The organism is Bifidobacterium sp. WK041_4_12, assembly GCF_041080795.1.
Classification (GTDB): domain Bacteria; phylum Actinomycetota; class Actinomycetes; order Actinomycetales; family Bifidobacteriaceae; genus Bombiscardovia; species Bombiscardovia aquikefiricola.
Map to the genome: position 1 here is coordinate 1,805,315 of NZ_CP129674.1, position 25,689 is coordinate 1,831,003.

A 25,689-nucleotide genomic window follows, 5' to 3' on the forward strand; every position below is an offset into this window, starting at 1 on the left:
AGCCGAAGAACTTCCGTCACGCCCTCCTGGTGTGTCCAAAGGGTTGCCGGTTATTGCCTGATGACGTACCGTTCCAAGGTTTCAGCTACTATCCGTGTCGGCTCGCCCACCAAGGGCTGAGAACCTTGGTAGAGGCACCAGTCATAGAGCATCGATCGTTCCGTAATCGCGTACAATCTGACTATGTCATGCGCCGACGTATCCGTTGTTATTTCACCGTTTTCCTGTCCCTTTGAGACCAGCTTGCGATGAATGGCAAAGTAATATCGCTTCTGATTCACCAGTGAACGGTCACCACGCGGATTGAGCTGGGAAGCCAGCAGGGCGCTGAGCATTTCGACGGGGACTGAACGCTCAATATAATCGAAAAATTGGACGTTCAACCACTTGATCTGCGCGACCACTGATGATTCCGGATCAAGCTGATGCTCAAGCTCATGGTATTTGTCGTCGAACAGATCGCTCAAGGTGCCCAGCAACGCTGATTTTCCTTGGAAGTGGTGATAGAACGTACCCTTCGCAGTGCCAGCCTTTTCGATAATTTCATCAATGGTTGTCTTGTCAAAGCCCTTGTCTCTGAACAAGCTCCATGCCGCGTGGATGATGCTTGCCCTTGCATCCCTCACCATGAACAACTCCCTTGCGCGTCTGCAATAGTGCTGTTAGCACTCTACAACAGACCGCGGTCTGGAAGTCAGTTCAGCTGACAGATGCTTATTGCAGACATCATGGCCGCAACGCTGTAGCGCTCAGACGTTGTGCCGGTATTCATAGGGAAGCATTTTGAGCTGTCCGTAGTGATCGAATTCCTCGACTGCTTCGAGCGTATCCTTAAGAATCCCCGTTTGCATGTCCTTGTTATTGGGTTCTCCGGCATTCGAGCCGATAGGAACATGGGGAGCCGTAATCCTTGGCGCCCCTTGCTGGCGAGCAATCGGCGGTAAGGCTGCAATAAGGCATGTGCTCATGCCGGCGGCTTCGCAGGCACGCAGCACGATGGTTGCCGAACGATGGCATGTGCCACAGCCGCCGGTTGCCAACACGATGTCGGCACCTTCAGCCTTGAGCTTGTCGGCAATCTCCGGGCCGGTGACGTTCCTGAACTTGTCTACGTTGCCGCCGCCTCCCATGAATCCATAGAATGTGCCGACCAAGGAGCCGATGAAACCCTGATCACGCAGTTCGCGCAGACGATCTATGGGCAGCATGGCGTTCACATCCTTGTTGATGTCGGAATTGTCGAAACCGCCGTGCGTCACCATCAGTTCATCAGATGGCGTGTCACTGGGAATCTCCCGATAGGTGTAGTCGCCAGCCGTATTGAAGGGCGTTTGCTTCTTGTTGTGGATGCCTCCTGAAGTGATAAACGCAACCGAGCATTGTGACAAGGGTTTCTGCAACGGTGTCCAGACGGGTTTTGGAGTGTTGGGAACATATATTTCAGACCGTAACCCCGGCGAGGTGGTGAGTTTCATCATTGTATGCTGAACCATTATCTGATCCTGACTTTCTTGAGTTGAGATATTTTGCGTTGAGATACGCGGGAATACGTGTGCGATGATTACAGTACGTTCACATAGCTGAGATAGAACTCGCATTCCTGTCCCAGTTCCAAGGGCCTGTCAGTCAGGATGCATCGCAGCGGGAGGGAGAGAACCCCCATGCGACCGTCAACGCCGATACGAACGCCGACTTCCGTTATTTCCTTGATGCTTCCGTGCAAGAGCAGAGGCTGCAATTCAACCTGCATGGCTTCCTCGTTTCCATCATGACTGTTAAGTTCACTGACCTTGGTCGTGCGACCATCATGCGGTTGTGCATGACGCCCGCAATGAAGGGACGATCATTGAACAAGCTTTTGGTTGCTCGCGATGACTTCCTCATCCCAGCGTCGCTCCGGTGGCTCGATTGCAATTCCAGACATCTTGTTTTTCAACATCAGAATTGCGCGTTTCGCATCGTCAGACGTGAGGGTATTGTCGGCAAGAATCTCATTTTCAAAGCCTTTCTTGTCCTTATTGAGCTCGATCATGGCATCCATATAAGGATTGCCGACAACCAGCTGTCCTTGATATGCGGCGAAGGTCACACCCACCACCGGCACGCCACGAGAACCGATCTGCTCAATATTCTCTGAAAAATCAATATGATTGTTGCCGAAACCTTCGGTGGTGATTATCGCGCCATCCACTTCCATCGCTTCGATCAGAGAACCGAGACGACCGGACACGAAGCTTTTCTCATCGTTCACCTGTGGGGAACCGATAAAGACCACGCCAGTGAGGTCAAGCTCCTCGTCATGTTGCAATGCCTCGACGAGTGGCTCGCGGAAGAAATGTCTGGTTATCTCCTTGGTCGCAGGCCCAATGCATGCAAGCGCATGAATGCCGCCGTCAAGCACCTCATTGGGGCTGAGCACAACGGGAACATTACCCATGTCAACGTTTTTTTCGCCACCCTGAACACCGCAGGGCTGAGACGGCACCAGCAGATTGTCATGCATGGCACCCTGCCCCATGATTTCCTTGACGAGAACAACACGAGGACGTCCGGACCGTCGAACGTCCTTGAACACTTCCGTTCCGGCGATGTCTTCATCAGATAGGGTTGCGATTTTCTCGCGGATAGCCCGAATGATGACGTCGCAGGCGCTGTGGGCTGCAAACGGTCCACGGCGTTCCATGCCGGTGCCCTCCTCGATGCGAACATCGACGCGAATCATGATGTCCCCGTCATCGGGGCAGCCCGGACGACCGAAACGGATTTTTTCATCCATATATCCTTCGCATGACCCGAATTCGTGTATCTGCACCCCGGCCTCGTCCATGCCAGTAAGGACGAACACCACCCCGGAAAGCACATTGGTCAATCCTTCGCCGAGTTTTCCTTCTGCCTTGGCTGCAATGGGAATAACGTCCATGATCGTGTTCGAATATACATGGCGTTCATCGGGCTCAATCACATCCATCGTGATGTCCTTGACCAAGGGATCGGCCTGCTTGGCCTGATCTATGAGTGACGTGTCAATGGAGAGCACACCGTCACCATATGAGGTCGTATCTGCGAGAACTACCTGCTTGACAGGATAATTTCGCTTCACGAGCGTGCGTAGAACCTTATCGGGAGCATCTTCCCCGACAGCAGTTCCCTCAGCTGCAGCTTCACCAGCATCGGTTTCCCCAGAAACCGCGCCACCGAGCGCCACATCGTGGGCGTCGACACCTGCCGACTGGCCTTCCTCGTTCGATGCCGCGATACGTGGCAGCCCATTAAGGGGAAGGTCCAGATCGATTCCCTCTCCTTTAGCGATATGCAGATGCAAGATGCCATCTGCGGTGAGTGTTGAAGCAGCTCCCGCAGGATGCACCACCGATGGCATGACCGGCTCCGGTGCTGCTGCCGTAGGCTGATGTGAAGCCTTATCCGCAGGCTGCTTCACAGACGCAGTGTCACTGATACCAGCCACTGCGTCAAGCATGTCGGGTGTCAGCTGGGTCAGCGCCTCTGCGTCGGAGGCAAGCGTGCCACCCAAGGCCTGTCTGATGCTGAGACCATCATCTGTAAGCGTCATCAAATGAGATTCGACCATATCGTCAAAAATCGTGGGATCCTCAAAATCCTCGCCGCTCAGTACCGTTCCTGCCGGTCGCCTGCAACACAGCACCGCAGGGTCGTCAAGATGTTCCTGCACAAGCTCCTGAGACAATGACATATCCGTTCCTTTCTCTATGTGGTATCACGCCTGTAACGTCGTCGATGTTTTTCTGAAAGACCTCACCAGATGCTCCCTGCCGGCAATCATGTATGCATCGCTTGCATGATGCACGCGCATTCCAAGTTTGGGAGCAATCTGCATGACCGTATTCGTGCAATCCGTGCAATGACTGATAAGAACACTCTGGGCACCGTGCTTTTTCAATGCGAGAACCGCCTGGGCCTGACCGGGACAAACACCGGGATTGAGGCATTTGAGTCGACCGTTGGGCAGCCGGGAGGCGTTCTTGCACAGTTCGACAGCGCATACCGAGGCACCTTTGCTGGCAGCAATCGCCCTGAGTCGGTCCTCGCTTGCACCGCATGCGCACACGATAATTCCCATCGGTCCCTTGTCGCGGATTTCCGGTCCGGCGATGATGATGCCACCTGATGTTTGTGAAATATCATCGTGCAATGTCGTCGGATTGCCCATGTATGGGCCACCCATCAGCAGCTGAGCATCCTTGTTGACGTGTATCTTCAATGCGTTGAGCACATCGCCGACACTCGCTCCGACAGGAACGTCGTATAGTACCAGGCTTACGCCATTGTCGAAGCCGCTGCCTGCGATCTCTCCGGCAACCGTGATGTCCTTTGTCGTAACTATCTCCCGATCAACGACCGCACGATGCAGACGCATCAAAGTTTCAACGTTGCTGACCACAACGCCTGCCTTGCTTGGTATGTCTTGAGGGTCGAGAAGCTCGCCGACGATGTCGCGGACAATGGCACGCTCGTCACCTGCCGGATATCGATCCTTCAGGACTCCTATCTCTATCCCCGCGTGAATGTCATATCGTGAATCACGCTCATAGTCCGAATGGTCGCGTGCCGCCTGCGACAACGCTGCCCGCAGCGCAGCGATCTCACGCTCATGCTTGGCCTTTATGGCTACGATGCCACGCTCGGCGCCGACTTCGTGCATGGCGATCGTCAATCCGCTGAGGATTTCTTCCGGATTCGTTCCCACCCGCGCGACATTGTGTTCCAGCAAAGGTTCGCATTCCGCGGCATTGGCAATGACGGTATGGCAACCTTTTCCAAAGGAAAGTTTCTTCCAAGTCGGAAAGCCAGCCCCGCCCATGCCGACGAGTCCCGACTGGCGGATTCGTTCGGTCTGCGAAAGAGTCGCAGGCATCGTGCTTGCGACATGCTCCCCCAGCAACGACGCTGCTGATATGACGTGGTACTCGCGATTCGTCATGTTCCCTCCTCCAGCTAGAAAAGGTATGAGATATGTCTGTCAGAAAGGCATTCACCACGAATGGCGACGCCGGCCAGCAGACTTCAGGGTTATATACGGAGGTGTGTGAACATGCATCGCGCCTCTGTCACAAGGAATGAACGGCATATGCTGATTATTCTTTGTTCTAGAATGCATTCTAGTCAGAGCAATTGAACATACATGTTACGAATACGTATATTTCAGGTAAGGTAGTTGCCAGCCCACGGACTTGTATCTCCCATGCACCTAGTGGTTCACGGCACTGAGGAATTGTTGGGTTCGTTCCTGTGTGGGATGATCCATGATCTCCTCTGGAATGCCCTCCTCTATCTTGTGGCCGTCAGCCATAACCACCAAGTGATCACCTACCGTTCGCGCGAACCCCATCTCGTGCGTCACCACGACCATCGTCATGCCGCTATCAGCAAGTTCACGCATGACTTCAAGCACCTCATGCCCCAGTTCGGGATCGAGCGCTGATGTCGGCTCATCGAACAGCATCAGTTTAGGTTCGAGTGCAAGCGCCCTTGCGATTGCCACACGCTGCTGCTGCCCGCCTGAAAGCTGGGTGGGATGGGAGGATGCCTTGTTCTTCAGCCCCACCCTATCCAAGAGTTTCAGCGCTATCTCGCGCGCTTCATCCTCTTTTCGCTGCAGCACATGGCGTTGAGGGAACACAACATTCTGCAGAACGGTCATGTGGGGAAACAGATTGAACGACTGAAAGACCATGCCACACGTTCGCCGTAACGACAGCAGCTCATCCTGTCCAAGAGGTGACGATACGTCATAGAATTGTCCGTCCACCATCATATTGCCTGAGTCAGGCCGCTCCAGAAGGTTGATGCAGCGCAGCAGGGTGGATTTTCCGGCGCCTGAAGGTCCGATGATAGAGCAGACCTCTCCTTTGCGCACACGCAATGAAACCTCGTGCAGGATAGTGTTCTTGCCAAAAGATTTTGTGATTGCCCCCAACTCCAACATGAAGTCTTCTGATTCATTCGGTTGAGTATTCATACGTGCTCCTTGTGCGGAATGTCACCGCACCTTAAGGTGTATTACCTGAAAACATGTGATATCTGGAAAGGTGAGCTGTTGTCCATGCACCCGATGTTCGCACGATGGCATGCCGTAGCCGCTTGCACATGAAACGGATAGACATGCCATCGATTGCTGCCAACGATTGCTGTTCAGCACAACTCAGTGTGTGCCATTTGATGTGTCAGCTCGTTGTTACAACCAACTCAACGAACTAGCTCAATGGAACCACATATTGCTTCGTTCCGACCTTTGCCAGGCCGGCACTCAAATCCTGTTCCTTGAGCAGCTTGACGATGGTGCCATCACTATGAGCCTTCTTGATGCCTGCGCTCAAGGCCTTGCCGAGTGAAGCATTTCCCTTGGTATAAGGGAAGGCGGCTTCCGGTGCCTGAACCGTCGCCTGTACTCTCTTATCTGGGTGATCGTTGGCGAGCGCGACCGAGATGGAATCGTCCTTGGCGAATTGAGGAACTTGCACGCCATATGCGTCAATTGCCACGTCGATACGGCCAGCATCGAAATCGGCCTTCAGCTCGACACTGCTTGGATAGGTCTTCAGCTTACTGCCAAGAATGTTCTTCAAGTCGTTGACCCACAGATAACCGTCAACGGTACCGACCGAATTGACCTTTTCAAGATCGGATATGGTCTCCACATGAAGGCTCTTCTTTGCAGCCATGCCCAGTCCGTCAAGATACGTCGATGACGAGAAGTCAACCGCTTGCATACGCTTCGCCGTGGCATCGATGCAGCCGATGGCCATGTCAATGCTTCCACCAGTGATGGATTGAACGGCATCGGCATAGGTGGCCTGCTGCCACACAGGCTGGAGATTGTTTTCCTTGGCTATGTCCTTGACCAACGTCACATCGATGCCTTTGGGATTGCCGTTGTTATAGCTTGAGAACGGCGGAATATCGATGACTCCCACCGTAAGCTTTCCGGGAGTCACCGTGGTGATTGACGAGGATGATCCGCTTGAGCTGCTTGATCCGCATGCTGCAAACGTTGCGACCGACAACGCTGCCAAAGACACCGCTGCCACTACTTTCCGTAACGAGAAACGTGTCATAATCCTATCTCTTTCTACTCCTGGGTTGGGTAACCCAACTTCATGGTTCTTGCGTGCCAACCCCGGATTGGAGTCGGACACCGCTGAAAACCGTCATGCAATGAGAACAACCTGATAATGCTGACGGTTTGGCTAATATGCCTTGTTGATGCGCCGCTCCACCCATGTGGTAATCCATGTGGATGGAAGTGTCACCGCGGCGTAGACCAACCCGGCAAGAACGAATACTCTGAGATACTGGAAACTCTCTCCTCCCAACGAATATGCCTGTTTCATAAGTTCGGGAACGGCTATGGTATATGCCAAGGACGTGTCTTGGAATGCCAGAATGGTCTGACCCATCAAACCGGGAATCGTTGACCGCAGACCTTGGGGTGCGATCACTCGCAAGAAGGTGATTCTCGGCTTCAGCCCCAGCGCCTGACCTGCTTCCAGCTGACCCTTGGGAACCGAGAGAATGCCTGCCCGGATAATCTCCGAGCAGTAGCACGAATAGTTCCAAGCCAAAGCACCGATTACGGAAGCTATGTTGGTCAGATTCAGTCCAAATCGCGGCAGACCGTAATAGACGAGATAGAGGATGACCAGAGCTGGCATTCCTCGCCCTACCTCGACGATGACGAGTCCCACGGCATTGATCAGCCGACGCTTTGACATCACCATCAAAGCAAGGCAGAAAGCGAGCGGGAGACCGATCACAATCACGGCGGCAATGATCCACAGGCTTTGACGTAGACCAACGAGCAAGGTGGGAAGAAACTGCAACCAGCTGGCGAGCAGTGAAGTATTATCGGACAATCAAATCACCGACTTTCGTAGACGCTCGTCCAAGGAACGCGAAGCCATCGCAATGGGAACGCTTAAAGCGATGTAGAGCAACCCTGCAAACACGTACGGCAGAACCCCTGAGATGCTCAGATTCTGACGAGCATAAGCCTGAGCCTGAAATACCATTTCTGCGACGATAATGGTTGATGCGATTGAGGAATTTTTTAATAGGCCAATGAAGTATGTTGCTATGGTCGGGCTTACGATGCGCACCGCCTGGGGCGCGATAATCCTGAAAAAGGCAATCGGACGCGAAATTCCGAGGGCTTGCGATGCCTCATACTGCCCACGAGGGACGGTCTGCAAGCCTGCGCGATAGATTTCTGCGAGATAGCCCGCAGAGATTGTACCCAAACCTAGCAGCGCCGCCTCCAGCGATGTGAGGCGAAACTCAGGTGAGGAAATGCCGAACTTGAGAACGAACAGCCAGACAATCATCGGAACGCCGCGAAGCAGGTCAACGACCAGACGACATATCAGACGCAAGGGCAGAATCGATGTTCTCAGACCGAGAGACAAGGGAACCGCGAGTATCGCACCTAAAATAAACGATCCAATGGTAACTATCAAGGTTAACGGAAGTCCTTGCAGAACAACCAGAAGCGGTTCCATGCGCAACCCCCTTCGTGGGATGAATCCCGAGAAAATTCCATAGTGGAGAAGAAATCATGTGCTAGATCAGCTGGTAGCGCCTAACCTCTTGCAGCCTAGTAAAAGTCTTCCTGTTATCGATTGTTTTTCGGTAAGGTAAACTGTAAGTGAACTACGTTCTAGTATGAAGTATTAGTTGGCACGTAGCAGTGGTAAATTTCAAAGGATTTCAACACACTCCAAATCCCACTCTCACCATGCCTCGCATATATGCGCTGCTGAGGCAGCGTGGTTTGCATGTATGAAAGTATGCATTATGTAAATACTTGCAATGGGCAGTGCCAACGATGCTTACGTATCACCATGCGTATCAGATCACGCGCATCGGTGGTAGGAGCACATCAGAAAGAGCATGCGCGCCCTGGCAATCCATTGCAAGGAGTGAATGCCGTACTACGCGCTACGCATGCACGCTGGAAAGCTCACCACAGGTTGCCAGAATGGCATCGCGCAAGATGGACAACGCCTCATCGATGTGGAATCGGGTAACAATCAGCGGAGGAACTACTCTGATGATCGAGGTGCCGATAGCCGTGGTCAGCAGGCCTCGGCGCAATGCCTCATGCTTGACATCCACCGCATTGACGGATGAATCGAATTCAAAGCCGACCAGCAATCCCATGCCACGTACCTCACGAATGTGCGGCAGTGCACGCGCACCTTCCATCAAATATGCGCCCATGCGGCGCGCATTGCCCGGCAGGTCACGATCCATGATTTCACCAACCTCAGCCAGCGCCGCGGCAGTGCACAGGGGGCTTCCGCCAAAAGTCGAGCCGTGAGTTCCCGGGGTGAATGATGCAGCGATGCTCTTCGTCGTGCACATTGCCCCGATGGGTACTCCACCGCCCAAGCCTTTGGCCATCGTCACTATATCGGGTCGTATCGCAAACTGCTCATATGCCATCAGCGAGCCGGTTCGTCCCCAACCGGTCTGGACTTCGTCAAGAATGAGAAGCAATCCCTTGGAATCGCATAATGCGCGGATACCTTGCAGGAATTCCTGCGTTGCCGGATGCACACCACCCTCACCCTGCACCGGTTCAAGCAGAATCGCGATGGTTGTATCGTCTACCTTCGATGCGAAATCATCCAAGTCATTGAACCGAGCGTAGACAAAGCCTGGGGTCATGCCGCCATATCCGTTTTGATTGGCCGTTCCAGGCTGCCCCGTCGCCGCCATGGAACCGAAAGTTCGCCCGTGAAAGGAGTTAGATGCAGAAATGATCGTATATTTTTCCGAATCGTAATGATCGGTTCCATACTTTCTTGCAAGCTTGATTGCAGCCTCGTTCGCCTCCGTGCCCGAGTTCTGATAGAAAATTTTCTCCATGCCGATGGCATCACAGACCTTCTTTGCAAGCAGTGCCTGCGGAATCGTATACGGATAGTTGAAGGTATGCATGATGTCGCCGACCTGATCGCGTATGGCTGCAGCCACCTTGGGGTTTACATTACCTGCATTGTTGACCGCGATACCACCGTAGAAATCCAGGTACGCATTCCCATCCGGATCGTAGAGGTACATGCCCTCGGCGCGTTCTGCAACGAAGTCATATCGCTCATATGTTTCAATCATGTAGGTATCAACCAGGTTCTTGATATCTTGCTGCGTTAATCCTGTATCGGCCAATTTCATGCCAGACACCCCCTCGTCGGAACAAGTACCGACGCCTTGTAGTGATGACGCTTGATAGTGAAGCTACCGCATGACAAGCTCAAAATGATATGCGATATAGAACGCAGTCTAGAAATCAATTGTTTCGGATACTTATCATGTAAATATCATCACTTGCATGTCTTGCACGAATCGCCCGGCAACGCCGCCGAACGAAATGCTTGCTTCGAGAGGGTATGAACTGTTGCGGACGGTGAAGCTCCACCTCGTCCGCCTCACCAGGCGGGAAGCCTTTCGGACTCCCCGCCTGGTGGTTCGATGCTAGAGCTGGCAGCTGACGCAGCCCTGGACCTCGGTTCCTTCGAGCGCCTGCTGACGGATGCGGATGTAATACAGGGTCTTGATGCCCTTGCGCCACGCATAGATCTGTGCTTTGTTGAAGTCACGGGTGGTTGCCGTGTCCGGGAAGAACAGCGTGAGCGACAGCCCTTGGTCCACGTGCTGCGTGGCGACTGCATAGGTGTCAACAATGGCCTTCCAGCCGATTTCGTACGCGTCGTCATAGTATTGTAGGTTGTCGTTGGTCATGTATGGCGCCGGGTAATAGACGCGGCCAATCTTGCCTTCCTTACGAATCTCGATCTTCGAAGCGATGGGATGAATCGAACTCGTGGAATGGTTGATGTAGCTGATTGAACCGGTTGGCGGCACCGCCTGGAGATTCTGGTTATAGATGCCGTCCTTGAGAATCGCAGCCTGCAACTGCTTCCAGTCATCGACGGTGGGAATCTCAATCTTGAACTTGGCGAAGAGCTCACGCACGAACGAGGTCTGCGGTTCCAACGAGCGACGGCCATCGGTGTACTTATCGAAGTAGTTGCCCTCGCCAGCCGGCTTTGCATACGCAGACTTTTCAAAGCGGGCGAACGCTCTGCCGCGTTCGACCGCGATGCGATGCGACGCACGGTAGGCGTGGTATGCGACGGTCATGAAATACATGTCGGTGAAGTCAAGCGCCTCTGGTGAACCGTAATGCATGCCTTCGCGTGCCAGGAAGCCGTGAAGGTTCATCTCGCCGAGACCGATGGCATGCCCTTCTTCATTCGCACGACGAATCGAAGGTACGGCATCGATATGGGTGTGCTCTGCAACCGAAGTGAGCGCGCGTATCGAAGTCTCCACGGTATCGGCGAGGCCGCCATCAATGGCCTTCGCAATGTTGAGCGAGCCCAGGTTGCATGAAATGTCGCGGCCCACATGCTTGAAGGTCAGATCCTCGTTGAACTCGTTGGGTTCTTGAACCTGCAGAATCTCGGAGCACAGGTTGCTCATCGTGATGCGGCCGTCAATCGGGTTGGCTCGGTTCACGGTGTCTTCGAAGACGATGTACGGGTAGCCTGATTCAAACTGGATCTCAGCGATGGTCATGAAGAATTCGCGGGCATCGATGTACTGCTTCGTGATGCGGTCGTCGGCAACCATCTTGTCGTAGTTTTCGGTGATCGAAATATCTGACAGCGGCTTGCCATAGATGCGCTGAACGTCGTAAGGGCTGAAAAGCGCCATGGGCTTGCGTTGCTTGGCAAGTTCAAAGGTGATGTCAGGGATTACGACACCAAGCGAAAGCGACTTGATGCGAATCTTCTCATCGGCGTTCTCGCGCTTGGTGTCGAGGAATCGCAGAATATCGGGATGATGTGCCGAAAGATACACGGCACCTGCCCCCTGGCGTGCGCCAAGCTGATTGGCATACGAGAAGGAGTCCTCAAGCAGCTTCATGACTGGGATGACACCGCTGGACTGGTTTTCGATATGCTTGATTGGCGCGCCGAGCTCGCGCAGATTGCTGAGCAGGAGCGCCACGCCGCCGCCACGCTTCGAAAGCTGGAGCGCGGCATTGATGCCACGCGAAATTGATTCCATATTGTCTTCGATGCGAACCAGGAAGCAGCTGACCGGCTCTCCGCGCTGAGCCTTGCCCAGATTCAGGAATGTCGGCGTTGCCGGCTGAAAACGCCCTTGAATGATCTCATCCGCATACTTGATGGCCATATCTTCGTCGCCCGATGCCAGTTCGAGAGCCACGGCTACGCATCGCTGAGGGAAATCTTCAAGGTATTGCTTGCCATCGAAGGATTTCAACGCATACGAGGAATAGAACTTGAATGCCCCGAGGAAGGTTTCGAACTCGAAGCCGAGCGATTCGGCGTGGGCATAGATCTTGTCGAGGAATTCCGCAGAGTATTCGGCAAATACATCCTTGGCATAATACTGGTTCTCAAGCAGATAGCTCAGCCGTTCCCGCGTTGACTCGAATGGGCGAGTATTGGCGGCAACATGCGAATTCACGAATTCCCTTGCTGCCTGCTTGTCTTTGTCGAACTGAATCTTCCCGTTGCTGTCATAGAGATTCAGCATCGCGTTCAGCGAATGATAGTCGTGCGCCGAATCATAGGTCTCCTCGCTCGTCTGATCCATTTCGAGCGTGGTGTCTTCCTGAACTGCCATTGCTTCCCCTTCACCGATTGTGTTGTCGTATTGTTGCGTATTCGTGTTTTCGTATGTGTGAGCCGCTCAAAGCTGGGCTGGTTGCTGCTGTTCCTTGAGATTGGCGAAGAATTCAGGAACTCCCTTGCGAACCTTGTCCTCGTCTTCCTTGGTACCCATGAGCTCGAAATAATAGAGGAATGGTACCTTGCACTTCTTGGATACCAGGTCACCCGCCATGCAGAAGGCTTCGCCGAAGTTGGTGTTGCCGGACGCTATGACTCCACGGATTCCATCGCGATTCTCACGGTCGTTCAGGAACAGCTTGACCTGCGTCGGAACTGCCTTGTCAGGAGTGCCGCCACCATAGGTGGGAACGACAAGGATGTACGGCTCACGGATGTTCAGCGAGCCACCTCGACGGTGGAGGGGAATTCGATATACGTTGATTCCCTCACGCTCAAGATGGCAGTTCCTGATGAATCGTGCGGTGTTCTCCGAGGCTGATGAGAAGAACACCACCGCTCCCCTGACGTCACCTTCCGCAGGAATATCCGGTGTGCTGACTGCTGGATTGCCGTCAGTGCCTTCATGCCGTTGATCGATGTCACTGGCTGCATTGGTCGCTTGCTCAAGTGTTCCGTTCATGAATCCCCCTCATCAACGGGTGCGACTCCCACAGCAGCATCCGCAGACTCAATTATCTCAAACCATTGCGGAAACTACTATATCTAGGTACTGCCCCCAATAGCAACACTAGATATAGTGTTTCATGTGGTCAATATCACATTGATGTAATTTGACAGTCTATGCGCTCTACGAACTACTCTGTTCGCGAGATGTCGAGTTTTGTTGCCTTTTTCAGGTATCACGACTGATTTTCGTTGAAACATTCACGAGAATCAGCGAAAAATGAACGGATATATCTGAGAATTGCCGCAAAACTCGAAGTCGTAGGTTTTTTTGTCCCTTTTCAGACCAAAAGACCAGCGGTTTTTAGCTTGGAGCATGTCTGGATGACCAGATCATTGGCGGCAGCCTCGCCGATGGTGAAGCGGATACCCTCTCCAGCAAAGACTCGAGTGGAAAGACCTGCCTGGATGAAGTATTGCTCCGCCTCTTCGGTTTTGTCACCAAACTGAATCCAGAAGAAGTTGGCCTCGGCATCAGGAATCGTCCATCCTTGTTCCCGCAATGCGGTGAGCACACGCTGACGCTCCGAGATGATGACCTGAACGCGGTCGTTGAGTTCATCGTACGCATCCAGACTTGCCAGCGCAGCAGTCTGAGCAACGCGAGAAACACCGAAGGGCAATGCCACCTTGCGCATGCCATCGATGACCTCTTCAGGAGCAACCGCATATCCAATGCGCAATCCGGCCAAGCCATAGGCCTTCGAGAAGGTCTGGGCTACGACAACATTGGGGTATTCATGAAACAGTTCCATGGCGACGGCCGTGTTGGGGTCGGTATTGAACTGGAAGTATGCCTCGTCAAAGAGCACGAGAACATCGCTGGGAACGGCATCCAGCAACTTTCGCGCCTCGGTCTCGCTCACAGGAGTCGCGGTGGGGTTGTTTGGATTGTTGACAATGATCAGACGCGTCTTGTCATTCACGGCAGCAATCATCGCATCGATGTCATGATGTCCGTCAGCGGTCAATGGCACCTGATGGCTGTTCGCGCCTGCAGTGGCAACGATGATCGGATATGCCTCGAAGCTTCTCCAAGGATAGACGACTTCATCGCCTGGCCCTGCAACCAACTGAATCAGCTGGGTAATCACCTCGGTCGATCCACAGCCTAGGCATATGTTTTCCGGTTTTACGCCCGTTTCCTGAGCGAGGCGTTCCACGACTCCCCACCCGCGCATGTCGGGATATCGGTTGATGGAATCCAACGCATCCTTGCGTATCGCTGCCTTGACGCTTGCAAGCGGCTCAAAGGGATTCTCATTGCTTGAAATCTTATAAGTACGACGATCGGACTCCGGGGCTGGCTTCCCTTGCTTGTATGAAGGAAGAAGGTCTATGTCCGCACGATGTTTGAAAGCCATAGCCCTATCCTATGCCCTGGCCTGACATAGAAATCCGAGCCGTCACACGCTCCACCTGCAAAACCGGGCTTTGCCATCGCACCATCCAGATGTTAGCTATCACATTCGCCACCTCGATTGCAGATTCGTCTTAGCTTTTTCTTATAGGCGGTAATAGATTCCCGATATCGCAGAGGAAATCGGGAAAACCAGAAGCATGCGGAAAAGGCGATTGCATGATATTGATAAACCATGGCAACAGATTCAATACACCAGGGCATCTCTTTCGACGATCAGCCGCTGGGATTTTCAACGCGAAGCATCCACCTAGGCAATGGCACGGACGCAGAGACAGGCGCGATTCGTAGGCCAATCACGCTTGCCAACGCATATGCTCTCCCCTACGACGCATCCGAACTGAACTGGTCAAGCTCGGATCTCAACCTCTATGCAAGGAATGGCCATCCCAACCAGCGCTATCTTGAAACTAAGATAGCCAATCTGGAAGGCAGCGAGGATGCCGTCGTGCTGGCATCGGGCGTTGCAGCTCTGGCCGCAACATTCACGACCTTCCTTTCGAGCGGAGATCACGCCATCTTCTCGGACACCACCTACATCGCGGCATACCGGCTGCTGAACGAAATACTTCCCAAAAAATACGGTATCGAAACCAGCATCATCGATACGTCGGATGCGAAGAACGTGGAACGCGCAATCCGGCCCAATACCAAGCTCATCCATATCGAAACCCCTGCGAACCCCACATTGAAGGTGAGCGACATTGCAACGGTTGCACGATATGCGCATGATGCGAACCCAGAGATTCTGGTGAGCGTCGACAACACATTCAACTCACCGTTCAACGTTCAGCCCATCCAGCTTGGGGCTGACATCGTGATCGAAAGCCTGACGAAGTACATCAACGGACACGGCGATGCGCTCGGCGGTTCCATCGCGGCGAGCAAAGCGCTTACCGACCAGATTCGCTTCACGTCACAGGTGAACTATGGCGGTGTCATCAGCCCGTTCAACGCCTGGCTTATCAACAGAGGCTCGGTCACCTTGCCGCTGAGAATGAGACAGCACAACGCTTCAGCGCAGCGCATTGCCGAATACCTTGAAAGTCATCCGAAGGTGAGCTTCGTCGCCTACCCTGGTCTGAAGAGTCATCCTGGCCATGACATCGCGGCCAGCCAGCTGATTGGCCCGGATGCCGGGTATTCAGGAGTGCTGAGCTTTGGATTGCATACCGACCATGACGGTTACAATCGTTTCATCGCAGCGCTGCAGATCGTGACTTCGGCCGTGTCGCTCGGCCATGACGAAAGCCTCATCGTGTTCCTTGGAGAAGACGACGAACGACAGTATCTCTATCCAGAGGCCTTCCATCAAGGCTTTCTGAGATTCTCGGTGGGATTGGAAGATGCCGACGACCTGATTCGTGACCTCGATCAGGCATTGCGCGCGTGCTAGCGAAGCGCACAGCATCGTTTTACAAGCAGCACCGTTTCAACAACAGCACTGTTTCACAAACAGCACCGTTTCAACAACATAAGCGTATGAAAAACCCCGCAGAGCATCGTACAATGCCTGCGGGGTTAGCCATCAGCTTTGGTATTACTTCAAGATAGCCAAAACGTCACGAGCCGAAACGATGAGCAGATCTTCACCGTCATAGTGAACTTCCGTGCCGCCGTACTTCGAGTAGAGAACCTTGTCTCCAGTCTTCACGTCAACAGGAACACGCTCGCCCTTGTCGTCACGACGACCAGGTCCGACCGCAAGAACTTCGCCCTGCTGTGGCTTTTCTTTTGCTGTATCTGGAATTACAAGACCAGAGGCTGTTGTGGTTTCAGCCGCTGCCTGCTTGATGACAATTTTGTCTTCCAACGGTGTGAGTGAGATCGACACTGTGGACCTCCTCTTTCTTATAAGAGAATCAATATGTTTCGCGCCGTAACCCACGTCGAGAGGCTGACGGGACACTCCACACGGGTCATTCGCGCTACACGACATGGTAGCGCGAAATTAGCACTCTGCCAACTCGAGTGCTAACGGCCGTCGAAAAGCAGCTCAGAGCGAAACCAAAGAATCAGTGATTGCCTCGTCTTGAAAGGATCGTTTCAAGCCCGATGCTCAGCGATTCAGAACTCTGTGTCGGAGGCTCGACCTCTGCATGAATCTCGTCGGCATGGAACTGCTCAGCATTGGCATTATTGTTGTCGAGAGCAAACGCTGACCCATTGTCAGCAGCAGCGTTTGGACTGTCTGCCTGCGTGTGCCCCGACTTGACTTTGTCAACGACACCTGCGACAACGATTTCACGGGTTTCATCCTCTGGCTGCTGCGGTTGAGTGGAGGTGTCCACCTTGTGAGCCGATGGTGCTGATCGCTTGATACTCGGGGATGCTGCGGTTGCAGATGAATCCTCAAGGTGAGGAGTTGCCACCGCTGGCTTCTTCTGAGCATTCGATGCGGAATTCGTTGAGGACTTCATTGCGGAGTTCACTGCGGACTTCATTGTGGAGTTCGCTGCGGTCTGCTGCTTCCCTTGGGGCTTGCCCTGAGCCGTGCTCTGAGTCTTGCCTTGAGTTTTACCTTGAGTTTTGTCCGCCGATTGATGTCTGCTCTTGGGCTTCGGCTTTGCTACGGCAACCTGCTTGCTGGATTTGATCTCTCGACTTTCGGGCCCGTCATTCTGCAGATTACGAGTCTCGCTGACCGATCCGAGCGAGAAGGAAATCAGATCCTGTGAAGCGGCTTTCTGCTGCGAATCCTGTTCAAGCTTTGGCATATCGACGTTGGGCAACGATGCCTTGCGCGCGGCAGCCGACTCTTGTGGCTTCTTCTGTGGCTTCGACGCGCCACCTGATGCGCGGGACGACTTGGGCTTCGAGACGGCCACATCGGTACGCGCCTGAACGCTTACGCTGGCTGGAGACGGCACCGACGCAGGCCGTGAAGCTTCAGACGCCCGCTTCGAGCGCTGCTGCTCCTGCTTGGCGAGCTGAAGAATCCGTTGAATTTCAGCCTTATTCAGCACGTCGGTCGCTGTTGCAGGAGCAGACTGTGCCTGTTGGCCGGAAGAAGGAGTGCGTACATGCCGTTGAGCCTGACGATTGCTCGGCTGCACGGATGATTGCCTCGTCTCAATGTCTGCCGACTGCGAGGCTTTCCTGTATTCGCGAGTATCAGTCTGCGGCTTGGCAGTGGCATTTGATGTGGCGGATGGCGTTGTGGAAGCACCTTTTGAACTTTGTGCAACGCGCAATTCCCACGCTCGGGCCGACTTCGCAGCATGCGCGCCAAGCAGCAAAACAGCGAGAAGCAGCAGCGCTGGAATTACCGCATACAGCATGGAGATGGTCTTGGTGGCCCCGAGTATCACCAATGCGACAGTCACTATGGCAAGCGTTGCGACGATGCGCTGTCGCCTTCGAATGGCTGCACGTCTCGTCTGCCGAATTCGCTCAATATGCTCCTGTTTGTGCGCAGCAATGCTTTGCGTCTTTTCAGAGTCCATGAACGAACCTTTCACCCTTTGCATGCCGGCAACATGCGACTTCGTATCACCAACGCGTGCAGCATCTTCTTGAGTTACCACATGCAGCGATGAGGAGTATCTGTCTTCGCGATGCTCCGATGCACGTCTCATCCCCATTATGGTCTTTCCCGGTAACCAACCGCAAATGAGAAGCACAGCAATCACTAAGAGTACGATGCTGCTTAGTGATTCATAGTCCATATGGCCTACGATAGAGTAAGAATGTTGATTATGTAATAAAAGTCGTGGCGTGTCGAATAAATTCAGTCGCTCGCATGCATCTCTGGTCAGCCTTCACCAACCGTAGTCGTTCAAGGCCACCTAAGGCCACTTATAGCCGCTCGTCATCGAGTTTCCCAGCTGTTCAACGGTCAAAACGGCCAAGCCGGTCAACGACGGTGCCGTCCACATCGCTTAGCAGCAATACGTAAGCTTCGTGATCTCTCCACTCACCATTGATATACATGTACTCTCTGTGCAGGCCTTCCCTCGGAATGCCCAATTTCTCGACCACACGCTTGGATCGACCGTTTGAGGGCAGAATATCGATTTCCAGACGATGCAGTCTCGGCCCGTCGACTGCGCCAAACGCCCAATCAGCAAGCATGGCGAGGGCAAGAGGAGTGAATCCACGCCCGGCATGATTCTGGTCAATCCAATATCCGACCGTCCCGGTTCTCATTGAGCCATAGCAAATTGCCCCCAGTGATATCTGCCCTACGATCCGGCCCTCGAATTCGACCATGAACACTATCTCTGAACCCGCCTCGGCCAGCTCTCGCTCGCGGCGCACCCACTGATAGAACGAAATGCCCTGACCATGCATCGGATCGCTTGACTCCCAAGGTTCAAGCCAGTCACGATTGTTGCACCTCAGCGTGTTCCACTCAACGTCATCCTCTTCGCGCAGGGGGCGAAGACTGATCGCAGGCCTACCCTCGGGAGCGACAATTTCAGTCGGCGTACGGAAATGACCATTGTCGATGCGTGACCGAAACGCGTCCATAAATGTTTGGAAAACGGACATGCCGCCATTATCGCACCGTTCACGCCGAGAACTGGTAGATTGCCTCGCCGCGCGCCATACTGGTGGACATGGAAAGCATCGCATCTCAGAAATCGGCTTTGCGCCACACCATATTGCGCCGCCGTTCGCTAGTTCCTCAGACCAGCCGTCTCGCCTCGGCGAAGCAGCTTGCGCATGTCACACAGCGGGTTGACCTCGTCAAGGCGCACGCCACGATTGCCTGCTTCGTGTCGATGGGCAGCGAGGTTCGAACATCAGGGTTGTTGCAGTATTGCATGGAGCAGTCTGTGCGGGTTCTTGTGCCTCGTCTCGGCAAGGGCCTGGATATGGGATGGAGCTATTATTCCGGCGCTGAAACCTTGGAGGACAAGGGAGAGCGCCGTCCTGCAGAGCCGACCGACGAGATTCTTCCGCCCGAGGCGCTTGAGCAGGCCACGACCATCATCATTGCCGCTCTCGCGGTAGACAGCCAGGGCAATCGCCTCGGACGCGGTGCAGGCTGGTACGATCAGGCGCTGCAATACCGCAATCCAGACGCTCGTATCATTGCCGTCTGCTGGCCTTGGGAAGTGTCCCAGGTCCCCATCCCCCATGATTCGAACGATGTGGCGGTTGATGGTGTGCTCACCCCCTTGGATTTCACGCCCATAGACAAGCCTTGAGGCACAAGACCGTAGAGAGTGCAATAATACGGTCTGGAGCATTGAGCGCAGTCTATACTGTCTTAATGCAGCACTGTCTGAGTGCAGCGCAGTGCTATGTTGTTGGTGAATCAAGAATCAGTGGAGGATGACCTTGCCTACCTATCATTACCGTTGCAAGAACTGTCAATATGATTTCACGGAACAGCAGTCGTTCAACGATGATCCGATCACCGTCTGCCCACGATGTGGTCAGGCTCAGATTCGTAAGATTTTTTCCGCCGTTCCCATTGAATTCAAAGGACACGGCTTCTATCGCACCGATTCGGGTTCGCATTCGAGCTCGTCATCGAAGTAATTCCACCCATATCAGCGACAATTTTCCAGAGCCATGCAATCACATTCGACCACATGCTCGTGAGCGAGATGCATTCTTGAAGCGATCCGTTCAAGAATTGCTCAATGCTTGACTTTCTTTCTTCCCGCTCCTGCGCAAAGGATTCGCTGCAGCGCCGACGTTTCAACGCTCATGTCCGGCAGATTCTGTGCGCACTATGCGCTGGATTAATCCTGTTTGCAGTGTGCCAGTCCATCGCTGAAGGATCGCGCAATCATATCCAGATAGTCGTCGCATCTCACGATATTGCCCGCGGTCAGAAACTCAGTTCGAAGGATCTGAGCCTCGTGAGCATTCCCAAGTCATCGATATCGCGTCATTTTGTTCATTCCATTGAGGCGGCAGACGGCAAGCAGTCGCAAACCATCCTTTCGGCCGGACAGCCCTTGACCAGCAATGCCATTTCGGAAGGCTTAAGCATCGCTGCCGGACGCACCTCCATTCAGATTCAGCTTGCCAGCGTGCCTGCGCAGCTTTCGGTTGGAGACACGGTGCGACTCGTATCGTCTGGAAGCTGCTCAACAAGCGAGTCCGGCAGTGCATCGGGGGGTGAGCCAGGCTCCGAGCCAGGCGCTCAGGCAGGAAGCGACCCCGCACAAGGCATATCCGAAGACCCGGATTCACACAGTGCAAATACTGAGTCTAACTCGGCATTGAATTCTGTCTGTACTCTTGCACAACAGGCCCAAGTACTCAGTATCACCGAGCCATCAGATGATTCATTGCTCAACTCGATAACCGCGAATACCGAGGACAAATCGTTGATCACCTTCTGCGTGTCCCCTGAAGAGGCGGTCGCAGTGCTGAGTCAACAGGAGCAGGCTCCTATTCTTGCGGTGAGTGACTGATGTACACTCGGGACAAGGAGCGCAAGGTCATAGGGCCAAACCTTCGTATCAATAAGCGATAAGGAGCAGGAATGTCATCTCTGTCAGAAAATGGAAAACGAATGAGCGCAACAACCATGCAGGCCACGCACCAGTTGGCTGCATTGACCGATAAGGGGCCGATAGGCGGATTCAAGAAATTCGTTTCGCGCGGTTCCATGATTGATATGGCAGTCGGTGTCGTTATGGGCGCTGCAGTCACCGCAGTGGTGAATGCCATCGTGAAATCATTCATCACACCTCTGATCGGCATGATCTTCGGAAAACCTGATCTGTCGAATCTTCTGACCATCACCTATAACGGCGCAACCATTTCCTTCGGGGCCATCATTGGCGCAATCATCAACTTCCTGATTGTGGCGATGGCAGTGTACTTCTGCATCATTCTGCCCATCAACAAGCTTCGTGATATGACCAGAGCCGTGGCAGGAGTCGAGGAGCCGAAACCTGCTGAACCATCACCTGAAGAGCAGTCCGTTGCAATCCTTCAGGAGATTCGCGACCAGCTTAAAGAGCAGAATTCAGCAATCAAGTAACGTCAGCAGTCATTCTTTCTCTGCAGTGAACACACCCCAATGGGGTGGCAATTCGCCAAGGATGCGCGCATCATCGTCCGCGTCCTTGGCTTTTTTTGTCTGCCTATCGCCAGCCTCAAGCTTGACGCCGTCTGCATCAAAATGCTCGGTTCCCTTCATCACGACGCGGCGATGCTCTCGCTTTGACCGTCTGGTGGGTTCATAGCTCGCAGCAGAAGCATCTCGATGCGATGTCGAGCTCTCGGCCTGTGAGGAATCGTCTTCTCTGGAAACCGCACTCATTGCGTATCTCCCACTCATTCCGTATCCCCATAAACCTCTGCGAGCTGGCTGACGATACGGTCCACTTCCTTGTCAGGATTGACGAATGCGGCCACGCTCCATACGGTGATAACCGACCAGCCGAGCATCTGCAGACTTTCATGGATAAAACGATGGCGCTGCCTGGTCGAACGAATGCGCATGTAATCGGCATTATCCGTCAATACGGCAAGCGCGAAAGGCTTCCCCTTCACGCCGACGACCAGCGGAATGCGGGCTCCTTGAGCGTATCCATAGTAGAGGGCCACATCAAGCCCTCGCTTGCGGATGCGGTCAGCAAGGTCATCGAGCAGCATGTCAGGCGATGGCGTGTCGTGTGCCACCGGCTTGATGCGTTCCTTGTCGAGATTCTCAGCCCATTGGAGCACGACTTTCAGGAACCGCGGTCCTGGCTGATGAATTCTGTCGTCCTCCATGTCATCGGAGCCAAATGCCGAGATGATATCAAGATTTCTTGAGGAAAGCGCCAAAGCATCAAGAAGCATGCCCTTGCCCGCCTCGCCTTCCAGCTCACCAAACTGCTGGAGCAGTCTTCCGTGCGAGGTCTTGGCGAAACCGAAGGAGATGATCACATCGCCAGACTGGGCACCTGCTATTTCATCGATGCCGATGATGCGAACATGACGCAGGAACTTGGCAAAGTTTGGATCCTTGATGGCGCAGGATTTCAGTTCTGCACCCAGTCTGTTCCGATGCGTCGGTGAAAGCGTGACGATGGTAAGCACATAGGATGCTGGAACGATGGTGAACGAACGAGCGCGCTGACGCAGCTCTCCGACCACTGCATCAATCTCCTGCTGGCTGGATTCAACCAGGCCGGTCGCCATGACGGGGACTCCGGTAGCTTCGATACGCTTGTATTTCACCGTGCCCTGTGCCGTTGGGCAGATTCCATCGGGTATCGAAGAACCATACCCTTGCACCTTGAGGAATGCGGAGACATCTTGTGGTCGCCGATCAGGAGTGCCGGGAATATCGATACTCGGGAGCAGCGATATCAGACGCTTAACCGAGTTGGAGGTGACGGTCTCTCGATGCCCCAGGATCACGATCTGCTTGACTCGCTTGGCGATGGTCAGCAACTCGATGGATGGCATATGCGCAGCAGCATCGACGATTGCCATGTCTGCGAGCTGATCAGTGCCGGTCAATGCTGCCAGAGTGGCAGGTGTCGCCACAAAAATCGGCTTTGCCGCCGAGATGAGCCGCGGAAAATCACGGTGGAGCACATCGACTCCGACTCTCTGACTGCCGGAGAGCCTGGTATGGAGCTGGTTTGCCTCCTGCGTGTGAGAAAAGAGCATTTCAGAAAGACGCTTGGTCAGTTCCTGGTTCAACATTGCCCCAACGCTACGCACATGTTCAGTATCGATCTGCACGAATCGATCGGCAGCACTGGAAAGCGCCGAACCATCCTGATTGGAAATCATTTCAGAGGAACGCACGATATCCTCGAAAACGGTCGTCCACCAAGCCAATTGCAGTTCGGCGCGAACGGCCTTGGATTCGACACGCCTCGAATGTAGATCGCGAACGAGGTCTCCCAGACCGACCTTGTCGAAGTCTTCCTCAAGGCGGCAACGCTCTGGCAAGGTCTCCAATGCAAGATGATCGCTGAACAGAGCCTTCAGCCGTTCTTCGAGACTGTTCAAGGTCACGGATTCAAGCTCGGCACCCTGTGGAGTGGTCGCCAACACCGTGTTCAAAGCTGTCAGATCAGTCGACAGTGAATCCTGCGTTTCCATAATCTGGTCAAGCCGTGGAGGCAACACTGGCCATCCACCATGAGGAACGAAGATGCGCCACTGCTCTGCCTGTTTGGAGACGACGATCAAAGCATCGTGAAGGTTATCGACCTGTGCTCCGACTCGGAGCAGCCCCTTCGCTTCCTTCGTGTGCCTTCTGCGTTCCCAGAAGCCCATGGTCGTACCGTTGGCCTTACGCTCGGCCTTGGGCTTGGTCGCCTCTATCATCGAGGCAATGTCACGTTCGAAGATCTCAGGCTGGAAGATGTCGAGAACCCTGCGCAGATTCTTGAGCACGGTAACCTGATTCTCCCAATCATGCGCAGTCGCCGGAACCGGGAACCCGCATGTCTGAACCGTGTTCGCCACTTGCTGACGAATCGAAGGCAAGGTTCGCTCAAGCAGTCTCACCACACGCTGGTAAGCATCGACAGCATCGTTTTCCGAACTGATTGATGCCTTGTACCACACGGTGTCCTTGGGACCTATGGTAAATTCTCCGATATCCGCCGCGCGTTCGAGCAGTGATGCCCATTTGCCGATGTTCGGGCCGATGGTGCGTGCCGCATTGATGTCGAGACGCACTCGCGTGGTGGGATGCGTTGGCAAAGCAGCGATGTGCGCAAGATTCTGAATGGTCTGATAGGCAGAGACGTTCCAGCGTTCATTGACTCCGTGCAAATCGCCAAGATAGCGGGTGAGACGCGAACGCACGCCCACAAGCTCGTCAGCAAGCTGATCGAAATGCGAGCCGGCTGTGCCCTGCTGATATCCTACGGCATCAATCAGCTGCCGGTCGATGATTGCATTGGTGGAGCCATCGGCAACATCAAGCACCATGTCTTCCATATCGTTGGCAATCATCACCTGCGTGAACCTGCGTTTCTGGTCGGCAACGCTCGGCACGTACAGCACTGTGCGACCGTTCATGATGCAGCGTGATGCCACTGCCGCCGCATGCGTAGCCGTGTGCTTGAGAGAGCTCTCATTCATGAAGATGGAACGACCCGAAGCGGCAAGGTGGGCTGCGAAACGGACATGATTGTCGACGTCTGCAATCTCCAACTCATCATGAGGATCAGCATCGAAGGGACTGAAATCGGCCATGGGCTGGTTCTTCAGCAGTTCGACGGCATCGGACTGACCCGCAATTGCATCGAGCACCGTGTTGCCTGAAGATCCGTCAGCGAGTTCATCGATGATGTTCTGACTCTCGTTGAGCAGCAGCGTCGATGGTTCAACAAGGCATCCGAGAATGATGTCGTGAGCGATGGTGAAGTCGGCAATCTCATCATTCGTTTCGTTCTCGATATGATTGAACAGTGCACTCGTTTCTGCGGTTCCCCCTTGGAAATGCAGTTCGTTGAACAGTCGCTTGGCATTGATGTCAACGCCGTGCTCGCGCAACGCCGAGATCAGCGCACCGTTGATTTCCACAGGTCCCGAAATGCGTATCGTCATCTTCGCACGGGCACCTTGCGGAGCCTCGACCTCGATGGGATACAGCAGAACAGGCATTGAACTGCCAAGCCAAGTCGCCACACCCACCACCAACGACAGTTCTGCACAGCCACTGAGGCGATTCTTTGCAGTCTGATCTTCCAAGACCCGACCCATTCGCTGAATCGCTGCACGAAGCACGCCATTGTCTCTGAACAGCGAGTCCAGATGCGTCTGGCCTCCTGCAAAAAGTTGAGCTATTCCAGACGGATGTGCGTGCGTAAGGTCCAGACGAGCCGCCAGTTGGGATATGTCTTCCAATGGAGTCTGCCCGACCTCATTTTGGTATTCACGTCTCCATGCGCGTATCGAATCCAGAATATTCCCTTCTTTCCCTCGTGCTTGACGTAAGGATGCATTGGCTGGTTCTTCACTCAT

23 protein-coding genes are annotated in these 25,689 nt (G+C 53.9%); 5 read left to right on the forward strand and 18 right to left on the reverse strand.

What is annotated here, in order from left to right; translation table 11 throughout:
- Positions 1-50: 50 nt before the first annotated feature.
- From QN215_RS07615 to hisC, 13 genes are all read right to left on the reverse strand, one after another.
- Positions 51-629: a TetR/AcrR family transcriptional regulator gene (locus QN215_RS07615; protein ID WP_369343721.1), complete on the reverse strand. Its 579-nt coding sequence runs from the start codon at positions 627-629 to the stop codon at positions 51-53.
- Positions 630-749: 120 nt separating this feature from the next.
- Complete coding sequence (gene prdB / locus QN215_RS07620) at positions 750-1,598, reverse strand: D-proline reductase (dithiol) protein PrdB (RefSeq protein WP_369343722.1); 849 nt, start codon at positions 1,596-1,598, stop codon at positions 750-752.
- Positions 1,562-1,750: a CBO2463/CBO2479 domain-containing protein gene (locus QN215_RS07625; protein ID WP_369343723.1), complete on the reverse strand. Its 189-nt coding sequence runs from the start codon at positions 1,748-1,750 to the stop codon at positions 1,562-1,564. Before QN215_RS07625 ends, prdB begins: the two co-directional genes overlap by 37 nt.
- Before the next feature lie 93 nt (positions 1,751-1,843).
- Positions 1,844-3,712 carry a D-proline reductase (dithiol) proprotein PrdA gene (prdA, locus tag QN215_RS07630; RefSeq protein WP_369343724.1) on the reverse strand — a complete coding sequence of 623 codons (1,869 nt, stop codon included), beginning with the start codon at positions 3,710-3,712 and terminating at the stop codon, positions 1,844-1,846.
- Between the two features lie 24 nt (positions 3,713-3,736).
- On the reverse strand, positions 3,737-4,960 hold the full coding sequence (locus QN215_RS07635) for a proline reductase-associated electron transfer protein PrdC (RefSeq protein ID WP_369343725.1): 1,224 nt from the start codon (positions 4,958-4,960) through the stop codon (positions 3,737-3,739).
- 267 nt (positions 4,961-5,227) lie between these two features.
- Positions 5,228-5,998 carry an amino acid ABC transporter ATP-binding protein gene (locus tag QN215_RS07640; RefSeq protein ID WP_369343726.1) on the reverse strand — a complete coding sequence of 257 codons (771 nt, stop codon included), beginning with the start codon at positions 5,996-5,998 and terminating at the stop codon, positions 5,228-5,230.
- A gap of 235 nt (positions 5,999-6,233) precedes the next feature.
- Entirely contained in the window at positions 6,234-7,094 is an 861-nt protein-coding gene (locus QN215_RS07645) for a substrate-binding periplasmic protein (protein WP_369343727.1), read from the reverse strand.
- Between the two features lie 132 nt (positions 7,095-7,226).
- Positions 7,227-7,892, reverse strand: a complete 666-nt coding sequence (locus QN215_RS07650; protein WP_369343728.1) for an amino acid ABC transporter permease — start codon at positions 7,890-7,892, stop codon at positions 7,227-7,229.
- Entirely contained in the window at positions 7,893-8,534 is a 642-nt protein-coding gene (locus QN215_RS07655; RefSeq protein ID WP_369343729.1) for an amino acid ABC transporter permease, read from the reverse strand.
- Positions 8,535-8,973: 439 nt separating this feature from the next.
- Positions 8,974-10,212, reverse strand: a complete 1,239-nt coding sequence (locus QN215_RS07660; RefSeq protein WP_369343730.1) for an aspartate aminotransferase family protein — start codon at positions 10,210-10,212, stop codon at positions 8,974-8,976.
- A gap of 300 nt (positions 10,213-10,512) precedes the next feature.
- Entirely contained in the window at positions 10,513-12,699 is a 2,187-nt protein-coding gene (gene nrdE / locus QN215_RS07665) for a class 1b ribonucleoside-diphosphate reductase subunit alpha (RefSeq protein ID WP_404978490.1), read from the reverse strand.
- A 66-nt stretch (positions 12,700-12,765) separates the two neighbouring features.
- Complete coding sequence (gene nrdI / locus QN215_RS07670; protein WP_369343731.1) at positions 12,766-13,326, reverse strand: class Ib ribonucleoside-diphosphate reductase assembly flavoprotein NrdI; 561 nt, start codon at positions 13,324-13,326, stop codon at positions 12,766-12,768.
- 325 nt (positions 13,327-13,651) lie between these two features.
- Positions 13,652-14,734, reverse strand: coding sequence for a histidinol-phosphate transaminase (gene hisC / locus QN215_RS07675; protein ID WP_369343732.1), 1,083 nt, complete (start codon positions 14,732-14,734; stop codon positions 13,652-13,654).
- A gap of 231 nt (positions 14,735-14,965) precedes the next feature.
- On the opposite strand from hisC, the gene QN215_RS07680 reads away from it, so the two are divergent.
- Entirely contained in the window at positions 14,966-16,186 is a 1,221-nt protein-coding gene (locus QN215_RS07680; RefSeq protein ID WP_369343733.1) for a PLP-dependent aspartate aminotransferase family protein, read from the forward strand.
- A gap of 144 nt (positions 16,187-16,330) precedes the next feature.
- On the opposite strand, the gene groES is transcribed toward QN215_RS07680, so the two are convergent.
- From groES to QN215_RS07695, 3 genes are all read right to left on the reverse strand, one after another.
- A complete protein-coding gene (gene groES / locus QN215_RS07685) occupies positions 16,331-16,624 on the reverse strand; it encodes a co-chaperone GroES (protein ID WP_369343734.1) in 294 nt (97 codons plus the stop codon).
- A 181-nt stretch (positions 16,625-16,805) separates the two neighbouring features.
- A complete protein-coding gene (locus tag QN215_RS07690; RefSeq protein ID WP_369343735.1) occupies positions 16,806-18,368 on the reverse strand; it encodes a hypothetical protein in 1,563 nt (520 codons plus the stop codon).
- Positions 18,369-18,621: 253 nt separating this feature from the next.
- On the reverse strand, positions 18,622-19,284 hold the full coding sequence (locus QN215_RS07695; protein ID WP_369343736.1) for a GNAT family N-acetyltransferase: 663 nt from the start codon (positions 19,282-19,284) through the stop codon (positions 18,622-18,624).
- Positions 19,285-19,352: 68 nt separating this feature from the next.
- On the opposite strand from QN215_RS07695, the gene QN215_RS07700 reads away from it, so the two are divergent.
- The 4 genes from QN215_RS07700 to mscL all read left to right on the forward strand — a co-directional run bounded on the left by QN215_RS07700 (position 19,353) and on the right by mscL (position 21,745).
- Positions 19,353-19,946: a 5-formyltetrahydrofolate cyclo-ligase gene (locus tag QN215_RS07700; protein WP_369343737.1), complete on the forward strand. Its 594-nt coding sequence runs from the start codon at positions 19,353-19,355 to the stop codon at positions 19,944-19,946.
- Positions 19,947-20,079: 133 nt separating this feature from the next.
- Complete coding sequence (locus QN215_RS07705; RefSeq protein ID WP_369343738.1) at positions 20,080-20,283, forward strand: FmdB family zinc ribbon protein; 204 nt, start codon at positions 20,080-20,082, stop codon at positions 20,281-20,283.
- Between the two features lie 104 nt (positions 20,284-20,387).
- Entirely contained in the window at positions 20,388-21,170 is a 783-nt protein-coding gene (locus QN215_RS07710) for an SAF domain-containing protein (RefSeq protein WP_369343739.1), read from the forward strand.
- 101 nt (positions 21,171-21,271) lie between these two features.
- Complete coding sequence (gene mscL, locus QN215_RS07715) at positions 21,272-21,745, forward strand: large conductance mechanosensitive channel protein MscL (RefSeq protein ID WP_369343740.1); 474 nt, start codon at positions 21,272-21,274, stop codon at positions 21,743-21,745.
- Between the two features lie 9 nt (positions 21,746-21,754).
- Here mscL and QN215_RS07720 read toward each other — a convergent pair whose 3' ends face one another.
- Both QN215_RS07720 and QN215_RS07725 read right to left on the reverse strand, forming a co-directional pair.
- On the reverse strand, positions 21,755-21,904 hold the full coding sequence (locus QN215_RS07720; RefSeq protein ID WP_369345116.1) for a BAG family molecular chaperone regulator 5: 150 nt from the start codon (positions 21,902-21,904) through the stop codon (positions 21,755-21,757).
- 137 nt (positions 21,905-22,041) lie between these two features.
- Positions 22,042-25,689 carry a helicase gene (locus QN215_RS07725; protein ID WP_369343741.1) on the reverse strand — a complete coding sequence of 1,216 codons (3,648 nt, stop codon included), beginning with the start codon at positions 25,687-25,689 and terminating at the stop codon, positions 22,042-22,044.